The sequence below is a fragment of the Pseudomonas sp. HP_12 genome, from assembly GCF_055283955.1.
Genome location: NZ_JBTOQG010000034.1, coordinates 274,255 through 289,131, shown reverse-complemented (window position 1 = coordinate 289,131; position 14,877 = coordinate 274,255). Strand labels below are relative to the sequence as shown.

General features: G+C 60.5%; 11 protein-coding genes. All 11 read right to left on the bottom strand.

Features of this window, described 5'->3' with window-relative positions; translation table 11 throughout:
• Positions 1-234 precede the first annotated feature (234 nt).
• Entirely contained in the window at positions 235-1,572 is a 1,338-nt protein-coding gene (tilS, locus tag ACYASU_RS19885; protein ID WP_463583781.1) for a tRNA lysidine(34) synthetase TilS, read from the bottom strand.
• 80 nt (positions 1,573-1,652) lie between these two features.
• Positions 1,653-2,600, bottom strand: coding sequence for an acetyl-CoA carboxylase carboxyltransferase subunit alpha (locus tag ACYASU_RS19880; protein ID WP_172610979.1), 948 nt, complete (start codon positions 2,598-2,600; stop codon positions 1,653-1,655).
• A 127-nt stretch (positions 2,601-2,727) separates the two neighbouring features.
• Positions 2,728-6,249 carry a DNA polymerase III subunit alpha gene (gene dnaE / locus ACYASU_RS19875; protein WP_346625529.1) on the bottom strand — a complete coding sequence of 1,174 codons (3,522 nt, stop codon included), beginning with the start codon at positions 6,247-6,249 and terminating at the stop codon, positions 2,728-2,730.
• Positions 6,250-6,320: 71 nt separating this feature from the next.
• Complete coding sequence (gene rnhB / locus ACYASU_RS19870; RefSeq protein ID WP_122622967.1) at positions 6,321-6,962, bottom strand: ribonuclease HII; 642 nt, start codon at positions 6,960-6,962, stop codon at positions 6,321-6,323.
• Positions 6,963-6,973: 11 nt separating this feature from the next.
• Positions 6,974-8,110: a lipid-A-disaccharide synthase gene (gene lpxB / locus ACYASU_RS19865; protein WP_463583780.1), complete on the bottom strand. Its 1,137-nt coding sequence runs from the start codon at positions 8,108-8,110 to the stop codon at positions 6,974-6,976.
• A gap of 2 nt (positions 8,111-8,112) precedes the next feature.
• On the bottom strand, positions 8,113-8,889 hold the full coding sequence (lpxA, locus tag ACYASU_RS19860) for an acyl-ACP--UDP-N-acetylglucosamine O-acyltransferase (RefSeq protein WP_192170831.1): 777 nt from the start codon (positions 8,887-8,889) through the stop codon (positions 8,113-8,115).
• Positions 8,886-9,326, bottom strand: a complete 441-nt coding sequence (fabZ, locus tag ACYASU_RS19855; protein ID WP_037014232.1) for a 3-hydroxyacyl-ACP dehydratase FabZ — start codon at positions 9,324-9,326, stop codon at positions 8,886-8,888. Before fabZ ends, lpxA begins: the two co-directional genes overlap by 4 nt.
• A gap of 112 nt (positions 9,327-9,438) precedes the next feature.
• Positions 9,439-10,494: a UDP-3-O-(3-hydroxymyristoyl)glucosamine N-acyltransferase gene (lpxD, locus tag ACYASU_RS19850; RefSeq protein ID WP_369304376.1), complete on the bottom strand. Its 1,056-nt coding sequence runs from the start codon at positions 10,492-10,494 to the stop codon at positions 9,439-9,441.
• A 4-nt stretch (positions 10,495-10,498) separates the two neighbouring features.
• A complete protein-coding gene (locus ACYASU_RS19845) occupies positions 10,499-11,002 on the bottom strand; it encodes an OmpH/Skp family outer membrane protein (protein WP_037014235.1) in 504 nt (167 codons plus the stop codon).
• Between the two features lie 46 nt (positions 11,003-11,048).
• On the bottom strand, positions 11,049-13,436 hold the full coding sequence (bamA, locus tag ACYASU_RS19840; protein ID WP_346630080.1) for an outer membrane protein assembly factor BamA: 2,388 nt from the start codon (positions 13,434-13,436) through the stop codon (positions 11,049-11,051).
• Positions 13,437-13,511: 75 nt separating this feature from the next.
• Complete coding sequence (gene rseP, locus ACYASU_RS19835; RefSeq protein WP_463583779.1) at positions 13,512-14,864, bottom strand: RIP metalloprotease RseP; 1,353 nt, start codon at positions 14,862-14,864, stop codon at positions 13,512-13,514.
• Positions 14,865-14,877 lie beyond the last annotated feature (13 nt).

Sequence of the window (14,877 nt, the reverse complement as noted above, 5' to 3'; positions counted from 1 at the left end):
GCCGGGGAAAGCGAAGGAAGGCCGAAGCCCCCGACAACCTGCGTGTTTCACTGTGGATCTTCGAATCTGTCGCACCCAAGTCAGCGACCGGCCTTGAAAAGGTCTGTCCGTGGTTTGCCACATTTTTGAGAATCGTCCAGTAAAAACTGGCTGGTAATCGGCAACTTGCGTCGTTCCGGAAGGATCGACATAAGCTGTATCAAGAAGGGAGCGTAGTCTACCGGAAAGGCCCTTTCAGCTCAAACTTTGGTCATTCGTCGGTGGCAACCAGTGCAATCGCCAGTCGCCACGGGGGCTGGCGTCCAGTCCCGGAAGGTTTGCCACGGCCAATAACTGCTCGCCGCGGTACAACAGCGGCAATCGGCCGCGCAGAAAAACCGGCACGCCCTTCTCGTTGAGCAGCCTTTTCAGGTCGCGTCGGCCTCTGTCCGGCACATCGAAAGTTTCGCCGCCCTTGCGGTAGTGCACATGCAAGCCACCCGCAGGCGCAGCGCCGAGGATCTGCAGCATGCCGTTGCCCGGCAGCGCGAGAGGTTGCGACGCCATGGACCAGTGTTGCGAGCCGGCGACGTTTTTCAGCCAGATCCCCGACAGCCACCAGATACGCCCTTCGGCTCGGTGCATCTGACCATCGGCCAGTCGCCAGATGGGCCGACCGTCCGGCCCGGCGTCGCGCAACGAATCCCAGCCCACCCAGTGATCGGTGTCCGGCAATCGAGTGAGCGGCGCCAGCCAGTGGCGCAGTGCGTTGCGTTGCCGGGCGGGTGACAGCGCTTCGAGCGGCGCGAGTTCAAGGGAGGGCATGTCGAGCCACGGCCAGGGGCATGACGTGTCAGCGAGTGCGAGGTCCTGCATCGCCAGCTCGTCCAGCAACTGCTGGGCTTCGGCCAGATGCGCGGCGCTACGGGCCATGCTCGCGATCGCTTGCGGCCAGCGCGTTGCCACCAGCGGCAGTACATGACTGCGCAGGTAGTTGCGCGAGAAGCGGCTGTCTTTGTTGCTCGGGTCCTCGATCCAGCTCAACCCCTGTTCCCGGGCATAAGCCTCGAGGGTAGCGCGAGATTCATCCAGCAGCGGCCGAAATAACTGTCCTGCGCCCAAAGGACGCTGCGCCGGCATCGCGGCCAGCCCGCGCACCCCGGCGCCACGCAATAGACGGAACAGCAGTGTCTCGGCCTGATCGTCACGGTGCTGGGCGGTAAGCAGCACATCGCCGGGCCCGAGGGTTGAGTTGAACGCGGCGTAACGAGCGTCACGCGCGGCTTGTTCGAGGCTCGCGCCGGGGCGCACCTGGACGTCGATGACCTCCATCGGCACGCCCAGAATCTGACACATCTGCCGGCAATGCACCGGCCACGAAGCCGCCACCGCCTGAAGGCCATGGTTGACGTGAACAGCGGTCAGCGGAGGAAGCGCGTGAACCCTGGCAAGTTCCGCCAGCAGGTGAAGCAGGACAGTGGAATCGAGCCCACCAGAGAATGCGACGCGCCAGGCGGCTGCAGCGCGCCAGGGTTCGAGGCGCGACAGCAGACGTCTGGAGAGTGCGAGTGTGATGCTGTCCGGTTTGCTCATGCTGGTTAACCCTGCTTAAAGCTCGCCGGACCGGTGAGCGTCACCGGGTTCGGTGACACTCTTCGTGGAGAACGGTCCGGTTAAAGGCCATAGCTCATCAGACGGTCGTAACGGCGGGCCAACAGCGCATCGTTATCGAACTTCTGGAGCATGCTCAGTTGGCTGCTCAATTCTTCGCGGATCAATGCAGCGGCAGCGGCCGGATCACGGTGCGCGCCACCCAGAGGCTCGCTGATCACCTTGTCAACGATGCCCAAGCCCTTCAAACGCTCGGCAGTAATGCCCATCGCTTCGGCCGCATCCGGCGCCTTTTCGGCGGTTTTCCACAGGATGGAAGCACAGCCTTCCGGCGAGATCACCGCGTAGGTCGAGTACTGCAGCATGTTCAGTTGATCGCACACGCCAATGGCCAGTGCGCCGCCCGAACCGCCTTCGCCTATCACGGTGGCAATGATCGGGGTCTTCAGGCGCGCCATGACGCGCAGGTTCCAGGCAATGGCTTCGCTCTGGTTACGCTCTTCGGCGTCGATGCCAGGATAAGCGCCCGGCGTGTCGATGAAGGTCAGGATCGGCATTTTGAAGCGCTCGGCCATTTCCATCAGGCGGCAGGCCTTGCGGTAGCCTTCAGGACGCGGCATGCCGAAGTTGCGGCGAACCTTCTCGCGCACTTCGCGGCCTTTCTGATGACCGATCACCATCACCGGCTGCTCGTTCAGACGGGCAATGCCGCCGACGATAGCGGCGTCGTCGGAGAAGTGGCGATCGCCATGCAGCTCGTCGAACTCGGTGAAGATGTGTTGAATGTAGTCCAGCGTGTACGGACGACGCGGATGACGCGCCATGCGCGCGATCTGCCAACTGGTCAGGTTGCCGAAAATGCTTTCGGTGAGCGTATTGCTCTTCTCTTGCAGTCGAGAGATTTCGTCGCCGATGTTCAGCGAGTTGTCATTGCCTACCAGACGCAGCTCTTCAATCTTGGCTTGCAGGTCAGCAATCGGCTGTTCGAAATCCAGAAAATTCGGGTTCATAGGCATCCGTCTTGGGTCGACGGCCAAGAGGCCGGCCGGTTGATCCGATAAGCGCCCTACCTTAATGGAGCGGGCGCCTTTCGGTCGAGTTTAAAGTGTCGAGTCACAAATGTTGAGCTGATGGGTGTCAGCGATACTGCAGGAAGACGTTCTCTCGTCCGAACTGGTCACGCAGCGCCTGAATCAGGCTGTCCGCGGGATCGATCCGCCACGCTTCGCCGAACTGCAGCAGTGCCTTGGCTTCCTGCCCGGTGTAGTCGAGGGTGATCGGGCACGCGCCGCGGTGCTTCTTGCACAGCTCGCCCAGCCAGCGCAGCCGGTCGCCCTTGAGCGCTTCGGCACGCACGTTCAGGCGCAGACTCTCTGCCAGCCCGGTGCGCGCTTCTTCCAGGCTCATCACCCGTTTGGCCCGCAACCGCAGGCCGCCGGAGAAATCGTCGGTGCTGACCTCCCCTTCCACCACGACCATCGCGTCGGTCTGCAGCAGCGACTGGGCAGCCTGGAACGAGTCGGCAAACAGCGACGCTTCGATACGCCCTGAACGGTCGTCCAGGGTGATGAAGCCCATCTTGTCGCCCTTTTTGTTCTTCATCACCCGCAGCGCGATGATCAGGCCGGCGATGGTCTGGGTTTCCCGCGAGGGCTTAAGATCGACGATGCGCTGACGCGCGAACCGGCGGATCTCGCCTTCGTATTCGTCGATCGGGTGCCCGGTCAGGTACAGGCCCAGGGTTTCTTTCTCCCCACGCAGCCGCTCCTTGAGCGTGACCTCTTTGGCGCTGCGATGGTTCGCGTAAACATCGGCGTCGGCTTCGACGAACAGGCCGCCGAAGAGATCCGCGTGGCCGCTGTCGTGACTGCGCGCGGTCTGCTCGGCCGCCTGAATGGCTTCTTCGAGCGCGGCCAACAGGACGCCGCGGTTGCGGTCGATGTTGGCTTGATACTGTTTTGGCTCGTCGTAGAAGAACGGGCCCAGCCGGTCCAGCGCACCGCTGCGAATCAGGCCGTCGAGGGTGCGCTTGTTGACGCGCTTGAGGTCGATGCGGGCGCAGAAATCGAACAGGTCGGCGAACGGGCCTTCCTGACGCGCTTCGGTGATGGCTTCCACCGGGCCTTCGCCGACGCCCTTGATCGCGCCGAGGCCATAGACGATACGGCCGTCGTCGTTCACGGTGAACTTGAACTCGGAGTTGTTCACGTCCGGCGCATCAAGGCGCAGCTTCATGATCCGCACTTCTTCAATCAAGGTCACGACCTTGTCGGTGTTGTGCATATCCGCTGAAAGCACCGCTGCCATGAACGGCGCCGGGTAGTGACGCTTGAGCCAGGCGGTCTGGTACGACACCAGCCCGTAGGCCGCCGAGTGCGACTTGTTGAAGCCGTAACCGGCGAATTTTTCCACCAGGTCGAAAATGTTACCGGCCAGGTCCGGGTCGATATTGTTGGTCTTGCAGCCCTCGATGAAACCGCCGCGCTGCTTGGCCATCTCTTCGGGCTTCTTCTTGCCCATCGCACGACGCAGCATGTCGGCACCGCCGAGGGTGTAGCCGGCCATGACCTGGGCAATCTGCATCACCTGTTCCTGATACAGGATGATGCCGTACGTTGGCGCAAGCACCGGCTTGAGGCCTTCGTACTGGTAATCGACGTGGGGGTACGACAGCTCGGCACGGCCGTGCTTGCGGTTGATGAAGTCGTCAACCATGCCCGACTGCAACGGACCGGGACGGAACAGCGCCACCAGTGCGATCAAGTCTTCCAGGCAGTCGGGCTTGAGCTTCTTGATCAGCTCTTTCATGCCGCGGGATTCAAGCTGGAACACGGCCGTGGTTTCAGCGCGCTGGAGCAGCTCGTAGGTCGGCATGTCATCCAGCGGAATGAACGCGATGTCGAGGGGCTCTTCGTCGACCTTGGCGCGGTCGCGGTTAATCGTCTTCAGCGCCCAGTCGATGATGGTCAGGGTACGCAGTCCGAGGAAGTCGAACTTCACCAGACCGGCTGCCTCGACGTCATCCTTGTCGAACTGGGTGACCAGGCCGCCGCCCTCTTCATCGCAGTAGATCGCCGAGAAGTCAGTCAGCTTGGTCGGCGCGATAACCACACCACCGGCGTGCTTGCCGACGTTACGCACAACGCCTTCGAGCTTGCGCGCCATCTCCCAGATTTCTGCCGCTTCCTCGTCCACCTTGAGGAAGTCGCGCAGAATCTCTTCCTGCTCGTAGGCCTTTTCCAGGGTCATGCCGACTTCGAAGGGGATCATCTTCGACAGACGATCGGCCAATCCGTAGGACTTGCCCTGTACCCGCGCCACGTCACGGACCACGGCCTTCGCGGCCATGGAACCGAAGGTGATGATCTGGCTGACCGCGTTGCGGCCGTATTTCTCGGCCACGTACTCGATGACCCGGTCGCGACCGTCCATGCAGAAGTCGACGTCGAAGTCGGGCATGGAGACCCGCTCGGGGTTGAGGAAACGTTCGAACAGCAGGTCGTATTCCAGCGGGTCGAGGTCGGTGATCTTCTGCACGTAGGCCACCAGCGAGCCGGCACCCGACCCCCGGCCCGGACCCACCGGCACGCCGTTATTCTTGGCCCACTGGATAAAGTCCATCACGATCAGGAAGTAACCGGGGAAGCCCATCTGGATGATGATATCCAGCTCGAAATTCAGGCGATCGACGTAGACCTGCCGCTTGGCCTCGTAGTCCGGCGTGGTCTCTTTCGGCCACAGCACGGCAAGGCGCTCTTCCAGACCCTCGAAGGACACCTTGCGGAAATACTCGTCGATGGTCATGCCATCGGGAATCGGGAAGTTGGGCAAAAAGTGCGTGCCCAGCTTGACGTCGATGTTGCAGCGCTTGGCGATCTCGACGGTGTTGGCGAGGGCGTCCGGCAGATCGCTGAACAGCTCGGCCATCTCCTCCGCGCTCTTCAGGTACTGCTGATCGCTGTAGTTGTGCGAGCGCCGCGGATCGTCCAGCGCCCGGCCCTCGCCGATGCACACGCGGGTTTCGTGGGCTTCGAAATCTTCCTGCTTGATGAAACGCACGTCGTTGCTGGCCACCAGCGGCACGCCATGGCGCTCGGCCAGGGCAACGGCGGCGTGCAGGTGCTCTTCGTCATTGATGCGGTTGGTGCGCTGGACTTCGATATAGAACCGGTCCGGGAAAACCGTCAGCCACTCTTTCAGCAACTCGTCGGCTTCGGCCGGATTGCCACCGAGCAGGGCCATGCCGATCTCGCCTTCCTTCGCCGCAGACAGGGCAATCAGCCCTTCGCTGGCTTCGGCCACCCACTCCCGCTCGATGACGACCAGGCCATTGCGCTGGCCATGCATGAAGCCACGGGAAATCAGTTCGGTGAGGTTCAGGTAGCCTTTGGGGTTCATCACCAACAGGCTGAGGCGACTGAGGGGCGCATCGCGGTCGCGCCCGGCCAGCCAGATGTCGGCGCCGCAGATCGGCTTGATACCTGCGCCCATGGCCGCTTTATAGAATTTCACCAACGAACACATGTTGTGTTGGTCGGTCACCGCCACGGCCGGCATGTTCATGGCCGTGAGCGCCTTGACCAAGGGTTTTACACGGACCAGACCATCAACGAGGGAGTATTCGGTGTGCAGGCGTAGATGAACGAAAGAAGCCGGCATGGTTGATCCTATGGTGCAGAAAAAACGAAGGCCGGATTGTACCGGCCATTCAGAAAAACATCAGCCCGCGATCAACTGAGCGGCAGCGACATGAAGCCGGTGGAGACCATCATGTCCCGCGCGGCCCAGGCCTGACGGACCGGGCCGAAGGAGCGCCGGTGAATAGGCGTCGGGCCCAAACGCGCCAGGGCCTCAAGGTGCACGGCCGTGGGATAACCCTTGTGGCCGCCAATGCCGTAGCCCGGATAGAGCAGCTCCATGCGCGCCATTTCCCGGTCGCGACTGACCTTGGCCAGAATCGACGCGGCGGCAATGGCCGGCACATGGGCGTCACCCTGAATGACAGGCGCGCTGGGCACCGACAGCTGCGGGCAGCGGTTGCCGTCGATCAGCGCCAGTTTCGGCGTGATGATCAAGCCTTCTACCGCGCGCTTCATCGCCAGCATGGTGGCGTGAAGAATGTTCAGCTCGTCGATCTCTTCGACTTCAGCCCGCGCGATGTGCCAGCACAGCGCCTTCTCGCAGATTTCGTCGAACAGTCTTTCGCGCTTGGCTTCGGTGAGTTTCTTCGAATCGTTCAGGCCCAGAATCGGGCGCTTGGGGTCAAGAATGACCGCCGCAGTGACCACGGCGCCACACAGTGGGCCGCGACCGACTTCGTCGACACCGGCGACCAGATCCTCGACAAGATTGAAGTCCAGACCCATTTGCATTGATTGCCTGCTCATTGTGAAGGCGTTGCGCCAATCAGGTTCAGCACCGCTTCAGCGGCCTGATTGGAAGCATCGCGACGCAAGGTTCGGTGAATCGCGTCGAAGCCGGCCGTCTGTGCATCGCCGTTTTCCAGCAACGGCAACAGCGTCTGCGCCAGGGCCTCGGCGGTCGCCGCGTCCTGCAGAAGCTCCGGAACCAGCAAGCGCTGGGCCAGCAAATTCGGCAGCGACACGTACGGGCTTTTCACCATCCGCTTGAGTATCCAGTAGGTCAGTGGTGCCAGACGATAGGCAACCACCATCGGTCGTTTGTACAGCAGCGCTTCGAGGGTCGCGGTCCCGGAAGCGATCAGCACGGCATTGCAGGCTGCCAACGCTACGTGGGACCGGCCGTCGAGCAACGTCAGTGGAAGATCGCGCCCTTGCAGCAGTTGCTCGATCTGCTCACGGCGTTGAGGGCTGGCACAGGGCAGCACGAAACGGATGTCGGGACGCGCGGCGAGAAGGCGTTCGGCCGCGTCGAAAAACAGCGCACCGAGACGCCCGACTTCGCCACCGCGACTGCCCGGCATCAACGCAACCACCGGGCCATCGCCCAGGCCAAGTTCGGCGCGCGCCGCCAGTTGATCCGCCTGCAGTGGAATGGTGTCGGCCAACGGGTGCCCGACGAAACGCACTGGCACGCCTTGCTCTTCATAGAAACGGGCTTCGAACGGCAGCAACGTCAGCATCAGGTCGCAGCCTTCGCGGATCTTCAGAACACGCTTCTGCCGCCACGCCCATACGGACGGGCTGACGTAATGAACGGTCTTGATCCCGGCCTGACGCAGTTTGTGCTCGATATTGAGGGTGAAATCCGGGGCATCGATGCCGATGAACACGTCGGGCTTTTCGTCGATGAGGGTCTGAATCAGCAACTTGCGACGGGCGAGCAGCTCCTTCAGACGGCCCAGCACTTCCACGAGGCCCATGACCGACAGGCGCTCCATCGGAAAATACGACGTCATGCCCTGCACTTCCATGAGCGGCCCGCCGACACCGATGAATTCGGCGTCCGGATGCCGCGCCTTGATTGCACGCATCAAGCCGGAGCCGAGAATGTCGCCGGAGGCCTCTCCGGCCACCAGCGCAATACGCAAGCGGGCCATGGTCAGCGGGTGATGCCGCGAGTCGAAGACTGGATGGACTTGAGGAACAGCTCGACTTCAGGGAACTGCGCAGCGGGTTCGCTCAGCTCGACGATCGCCTGCTCCACGGTCAGGCCCTGACGGTAAACGGTCTTGTAGGCGCGGCGCAGCGCATGGATCGCTTCCTCGGAGAAGCCGCGACGGCGCATGCCTTCGAAGTTCATGCTGCGGGCTTCGGCCGGGTTGCCGAACACGGTGACGAACGCCGGAACGTCCTTGCCGATGGCCGTGCCCATGCCGGAAAAACTGTGCGCGCCGATATGGCAATACTGATGCACCAGGGTGAAGCCCGACAGAATGGCCCAGTCATCCACGTGCACATGGCCGGCCAGTGCGGTGTTGTTGACCAGAATGCAGTGATTGCCGATGACGCTGTCATGACCAATGTGCGCGTAGGCCATGATCAGGTTGTGATCACCGAGGGTGGTTTCGGCGCGGTCTTGAATGGTGCCACGGTGAATCGTCACGCCTTCACGGATGACGTTGTGGTCACCGATCACCAGACGCGTCGCTTCACCTTTGTATTTCAAATCAGGCGTGTCCTCACCTACCGAGGAAAACTGGTAGATGTGGTTGTGTTTGCCGATTTTGGTCGGGCCGCGCAGGATCACATGCGGTCCGATCACTGTACCCTCGCCGATTTCCACACCAGGTCCGACGATCGACCACGGGCCGACCTCCACATTGTCGGCCAGCACGGCCGTCGGATCGATGATTGCGCGAGAGTCAATCAAACTCATAGTTTGCGTTCCGCACAGATGATTTCAGCCGAGCAGACCGGCTTGCCATCTACCGATGCCTGGCATTCGAACTTCCAGATCTGACGCTTGCAGCTCAGGAATTTCGCTTCGAGGATCAGCTGATCCCCCGGCAGCACGGGCTGGCGAAAGCGCAGCTTGTCGGAGCCGACGAAGTAATACAGGGTGCCGTCGGCAGGCTTCACATCGAGCATCTTGAAGCCCAGGATGCCGGCCGCTTGAGCCATGGCCTCAATGATCAGCACGCCCGGCATGATGGGGTGCTGAGGAAAGTGACCGTTGAAGAAAGGCTCGTTGATGCTGACATTCTTGTAGGCACGAATGCTCTTGGTCTCGACATCCAGCTCCACCACACGGTCCACAAGCAGGAACGGGTAACGGTGCGGCAGATATTCACGGATTTCGTTGATGTCCATCATTTCGAAGGGAAGCCTGTAGTAAAGAGTGGGAGGGCGCGACTAACGCGCGTCACTCCTCTAGCAAATCAAGGAGGCAGTTTATCGGCTGTGCACGCTTGATAAGAAAAAAGTATCAGCCATCAGATGAAGCTTTACCGCCTGAGGTCACTGCCTCGACAATCTTTTCCAGGTGCTGCAGACGTCGCGCCATGTCATCGAGATGACGCATGCGTGCCGCACTCTTGCGCCACTCCGCCGCCGGCTGCATCGCCGTGCCCGAAGAATACGATCCAGGCTCGGTGATCGACCGGGTGACCATGGTCATGCCGGTGACGAAAACCCCGTCGCAGATCTCGATATGGCCCACCAGCCCGACACCGCCTGCGAGCATGCAATGCTTGCCGATCTTCGCGCTGCCCGAGATGCCGACGCACGCGGCCATGGCCGTGTGGTCGCCGATCTGGACGTTGTGAGCGATCTGAATCTGGTTATCCAGCTTCACGCCATTGCCGATGCGGGTGTCATCCATGGCACCGCGGTCGATGGCGGTGTTCACGCCAATCTCGACATCGTCACCGATGGTTACACCGCCAATCTGCGCGATCTTCTGCCAGACGCCTTTCTCGTTGGCGAAACCAAAACCTTCACCCCCCAGCACCGCACCGGACTGGATGACCACACGCTGCCCGATACGGACGTCGTGATACAACGTGACGCGCGGGGCAAGCCAGCCGCCCTCGCCAATCACGCTGCGAGCGCCGATGAAGCAATGGGCGCCGATGGTCACACCGGCCGCAATCCGTGCTCCACTTTCGATGACCGCATAAGCGCCAACGCTGGCCGCCGGGTCGACGAACGCGTCCGCCGCCACCAGGGCAGTCGGGTGCACACCGACGGCAGCCTTGGGCTTGGGATCGAACAGATGAGAAATACGGGCATAGGCCAGATACGGATCAGGCACCAGCAATGCGTCAGCGGCATACCCTTCAGCATCCGCCGGCTTGAGCAGCACGGCAGCGGCCTGGGTGGTCGCGAGGAATTTTCGGTACTGAGGATTGGCCAGAAAGCTGACCTGATCAGGACCGGCTTCCTGCAAGGTTGCCAGTCCTGTGATTTGCTTGTCCGCCGGGCCACGCAAGGTGGCGCCGAGGAACTCGGCCAATTGGCCGAGTGTAATGGTCGCGGTCATTAACTTACTTCAGCTGGTTCATGCGCTCGATAACCTGGCGAGTGACGTCGTATTGCGGCTTGACGTCAATCACGGCACCGCGCTCGAACACCAGGTCAAAGCCGCCTTTCTTGATGACTTCTTCTACCGCCTGGTCCAGCTTCGGCTTGAGTTGCTTGAGCATGTCGCGGTCAGCAACAGCCTTGGCTTCGTTCAGTTCTTTGGACTGGAACTGGAAGTCACGGGCTTTTTGCTTGAAGTCCAGTTCCAGACGCTCGCGCTCAGGCTGGGCCATCTTGTCGCCACCAGCAACCAGACGATCCTGAATACCTTTGGCGCTGCTTTCCAGCGCTTTCAGCTTGGTCAGCTGAGGACCGAATTTTTTCTCTGCATCCACTGCGTACCGCTTGGCTGCGTCGGATTCGAGCAGGGCCATCTGGTAGTTCAGTACTGCGATTTTCATGTCAGCAAATGCCGGGCCTGCGATCAGAACCGTTGCCAGCAATGCCAATTGGGTCAACTTACGCACGATGTAACTCCTACAGAATCCGTTGTCGTTAGCAGTGATCAGGCCCTTAGAAGGTCTGACCGAGAGAGAATTGGAAGACCTGGGTTTCGGTGCTGTCGTCCGGTTTCTTGACCGGCATCGCCAGGGCAAAACTCAACGGACCCAACGCAGTGACCCATGTCACGCCAACACCGACGGAGCTTGCAAGGCCGGACAGATCGGGGCCGTTGCACTGAACCTTCTGACCATCGGTCGTAGTTTTTTGGGGACCGCAGTTGGTGTTAAAGGTGTTACCCACATCCCAGAAGATCGAGGTACGCAGCGAACGCTGGTCCTTGATGAACGGCAGCGGGAACAGGATCTCGGCACCGCCAGTGATCAGAACGTTACCACCGAACGGCAGCGGATCTTGATCCGGGTCAGCAATGGTTCCTGGCTTACCGCCGTTCTCAGGACTACGACTTGGTGTACTGCGCGGGCCCAGCGTGCTGTCCTTGAAGCCCCGAACCGAGTTGAAGCCACCTGCATAGTAGTTTTCATAGAACGGCAGACCGGACGTCGAACCATAACCGTCGCCATAGCCCAGCTCCGAGTGCAGACGCAGGGTGTAGTTATTGGTGATCGGGTGGAACAACTGGCCGCGATAATCAAGTTTGTAGAAAGACAGGTCGCTGCCCGGAATGGTGGTTTCCAGGGTCAGGCTCTGAGAGCTACCACGGGTCGGCAGGGTACCTTTGTTCAGCGTCGACTCGGACCAGCCCACCGATGCCTTGAAGTTGGTGAAGCTGTCGCCCTCTTTCTCGATGAAGTCGAAGATCTCGTCAACGGTGTACTTACCGGTGCTCAGTTCATCCTTCTGTACCGACAGGCCGAAGTTCAGGCGAGAAGTCTCGCTGATCGGGTAGCCCATGTTTATACCGGCACCCAGGCTGTCAACCGAGTAGCTCGCCACGTCGACGTCGAGGTCGTCGTAGTCGGTCTTGCGATAGAACGCGCTGTAACCAAGGCTCACACCGTCCGGCGTGAAATACGGATCGACGTAGCTGAAGTTGTAGCGGGTCTGGTATTCACTTTTGGTCAAACCAATAGTGACCTTGTTACCCGTACCCAGGAAGTTGTTCTGGCTGATGGAACCACCCAGGATCAGACCGGCGCTCTGCGCAAAGCCGACACTGGCGGTGATCGAACCGGACGCCTGCTCTTCAACGGCGTAGTTCACGTCAACCTGATCGTCGGTGCCAGGCACCGCAGGCGTTTCAACGTTCACTTCCTTGAAGAAGCCCAGACGGTCAAGACGGGTCTTGGACTGGTCGATCAGGTATGTGGAAGCCCAGCCGCCTTCCATCTGGCGCATTTCGCGACGCAGCACTTCGTCCGCTGTCTTGGTGTTGCCACGGAAGTTGATGCGGTTGACGTACGCACGCTTGCCCGGATCGACGACGAAAGTGATATCGACGGTGTGGTCTTCATCGTTCGGCGTCGGCACACCGTTGACGTTGGCGAAGGTGTAACCCTCGTTACCCAGACGGCGGGTGATCAGCTCGGAGGTGGTGGTCATCACCTTGCGGGAGAACACCTGGCCCGGTTTGACCAGCAACAGCGATTTGACCTGATCTTCAGGGACCTTGAGGTCACCGCTCAGCTTGACCGACTTGACGCTGTACTTCTCGCCTTCATGAATGTTGACGGTGATGTACACGCTTTTCTTGTCGGGCGTGATGGATACCTGGGTCGAGGCGATATCCATGTTGATATAGCCGCGGTCGAGGTAGTACGAACGCAGACGTTCCAGGTCGCCGGAGAGTTTCTCACGGGCATACTTGTCGTCGTTCTTGAAGAAGGAAAGCCAGTTGGTGGTTTTCAGTTCGAACAGATCGACCAGATCGTCTTCAGGGAAGACCGAGTTGCCCACCACGTTGATGTGCTGGATGGCGGCAACTGCGCCCTCGTTGATGTTGATCTTCAGACCCACACGGTTACGCGGCTGCGGCACGACTTCGGTGGCGACTTCTGCAGAATAGCGGCCCTGGGCAACGTACTGACGTTGCAGCTCGTTGCGGACGCCTTCCAGCGTAGCGCGCTGGAAGATTTCGCCTTCGGCTAGACCCGACTGCTTCAGACCCTTCATCAGGTCCTCAGTGGTGATCGCTTTGTTGCCTTCGATCTCGATACTCGAGACCGACGGACGCTCCACAACTGTGATGACCAGGACGTTACCGTCGCGGCCCAGCTGGATGTCCTGGAAAAATCCGGTTTTGAACAGCGCGCGAGTTGCGTCGACAAGACGCCCATCATCGGCCTGTTCACCCACGTTCAACGGCAGCGCGCCAAACACGCTGCCGGCGGAAACCCGCTGCAGACCGTTGACCCGGATATCGGAGATAGTGAAGGACTCGGCGTGAACTTCGGCGATCATCAGTACGGCAAGAACCGCAGTTAGCAGCAGACGTTTCATGAAGTCCTTTCTTATTCCAACTGGCAATAAACAAACTGCCGCAAAATGCGGCAGATTCACAATTCGGCGTAGCTTTTACAGTCGTCCCAGATCGTTGACCAGTGCGAGCAACATCACTCCAACCACCAGACTGATACCGATCTGAACCCCCCAGCCCTGCACCTTCTCCGACAGTGGTCGACCACGCGCCCACTCGATCAGATAAAACAGCAAGTGCCCCCCATCCAGCACTGGTATGGGCAGCAAATTGAGAACGCCCAGGCTTATGCTCAGATAAGCGAGGAAATTCAGGAAGTCACCTACGCCTGACTGGGCCGAAGCGCCCGCCACTTTAGCAATGGTTATCGGTCCGCTCAAGTTTTTTACCGAGAGCTCGCCGAACAACATTTTCTTCAGCGAATCGAGGGTCAGCACGCTCATGGTCCAGGTACGCCGCGCGCCTTCTGCGACGGCGGCTACAGGGCCATAGCTAACCTCGCGCAACATCTCTGGCGGCCAATCCACGCCTTTCACGCCGGCACCGAGATACCCGGTCGCCGCAGCGCCCTCACCACGTGTCACTAGGTCGACGGGCACCTCCAGCTGTGCGCCATCACGCTCAACGCGCACCGAAATCCGCGTATCGGGATGGACACGAACCCAGTCAACGACCTTCTGCCATTCGTCGACAGGCTCGTTATTAAGTGCCAGCAGTCGGTCGCCGGTTTTCAGCCCGGCGGTTTGCGCGGGGCCTTTCGGATCGAGCTCTGCCAGCACCGGCGGTAGCGCCGGACGCCACGGTCTAATACCCAGCGAACGAATCGGGTCTGGCTCGGCTGCGCCCTTGAGCCAGTCGTTGAGCACCAGCGAACGCGGGGTTTCCACGTCGGACCCCTGCTCGCGAACCTTCAACGCGATGCTGCCGCTCTCACCCAGGCGACGCACCAGTTGCAGGTTCACACCCGCCCATCCGGTAACGGCCTCGCCATCAACCGAGACGATTTCCTGACCGGAACTGAGCCCGGCCTTCTCTGCAATACTGCCTGGCTCGACACCGCCTACGACGGGCCGAACCTGCTGGCTACCCAGCATGGCGAGTACCCAGAAAAATACAATCGCCAGCAAAAAGTTGGCGACCGGGCCGGCAATCACGATGGCGATGCGCTGATAAACCGACTTGCGGTTAAAGGACTGGTCAGCCAGCTCGGGGGGAACGTCGCCCTCCCGTTCGTCGAGCATTTTCACGTAGCCGCCGAGGGGAATCGCCGCCACGACATACTCGGTGCCCTTCCGATCACGCCAGCGCAGCAGCGGCATGCCGAAGCCCACCGAGAAACGCAGGACCTTGACGCCACAGCGACGCGCCACCCAGAAGTGACCGAACTCGTGAAACGTCACCAGCACGCCCAGCGCAACCAGGGTGCCGACAATCATATATAGCGCGCTCATCGCTGCTCTCCGG

Coding starts and splice junctions, on each gene's coding strand:
- tilS (WP_463583781.1), bottom strand. CDS start 1,572: ATGAGCAAACCGGACAGCATCACACTCGCACTCTCCAGACGTCTGCTG.
- ACYASU_RS19880 (WP_172610979.1), bottom strand. CDS start 2,600: ATGAACCCGAATTTTCTGGATTTCGAACAGCCGATTGCTGACCTGCAA.
- dnaE (WP_346625529.1), bottom strand. CDS start 6,249: ATGCCGGCTTCTTTCGTTCATCTACGCCTGCACACCGAATACTCCCTC.
- rnhB (WP_122622967.1), bottom strand. CDS start 6,962: ATGCAAATGGGTCTGGACTTCAATCTTGTCGAGGATCTGGTCGCCGGT.
- lpxB (WP_463583780.1), bottom strand. CDS start 8,110: ATGGCCCGCTTGCGTATTGCGCTGGTGGCCGGAGAGGCCTCCGGCGAC.
- lpxA (WP_192170831.1), bottom strand. CDS start 8,889: ATGAGTTTGATTGACTCTCGCGCAATCATCGATCCGACGGCCGTGCTG.
- fabZ (WP_037014232.1), bottom strand. CDS start 9,326: ATGATGGACATCAACGAAATCCGTGAATATCTGCCGCACCGTTACCCG.
- lpxD (WP_369304376.1), bottom strand. CDS start 10,494: ATGACCGCGACCATTACACTCGGCCAATTGGCCGAGTTCCTCGGCGCC.
- bamA (WP_346630080.1), bottom strand. CDS start 13,436: ATGAAACGTCTGCTGCTAACTGCGGTTCTTGCCGTACTGATGATCGCC.
- rseP (WP_463583779.1), bottom strand. CDS start 14,864: ATGAGCGCGCTATATATGATTGTCGGCACCCTGGTTGCGCTGGGCGTG.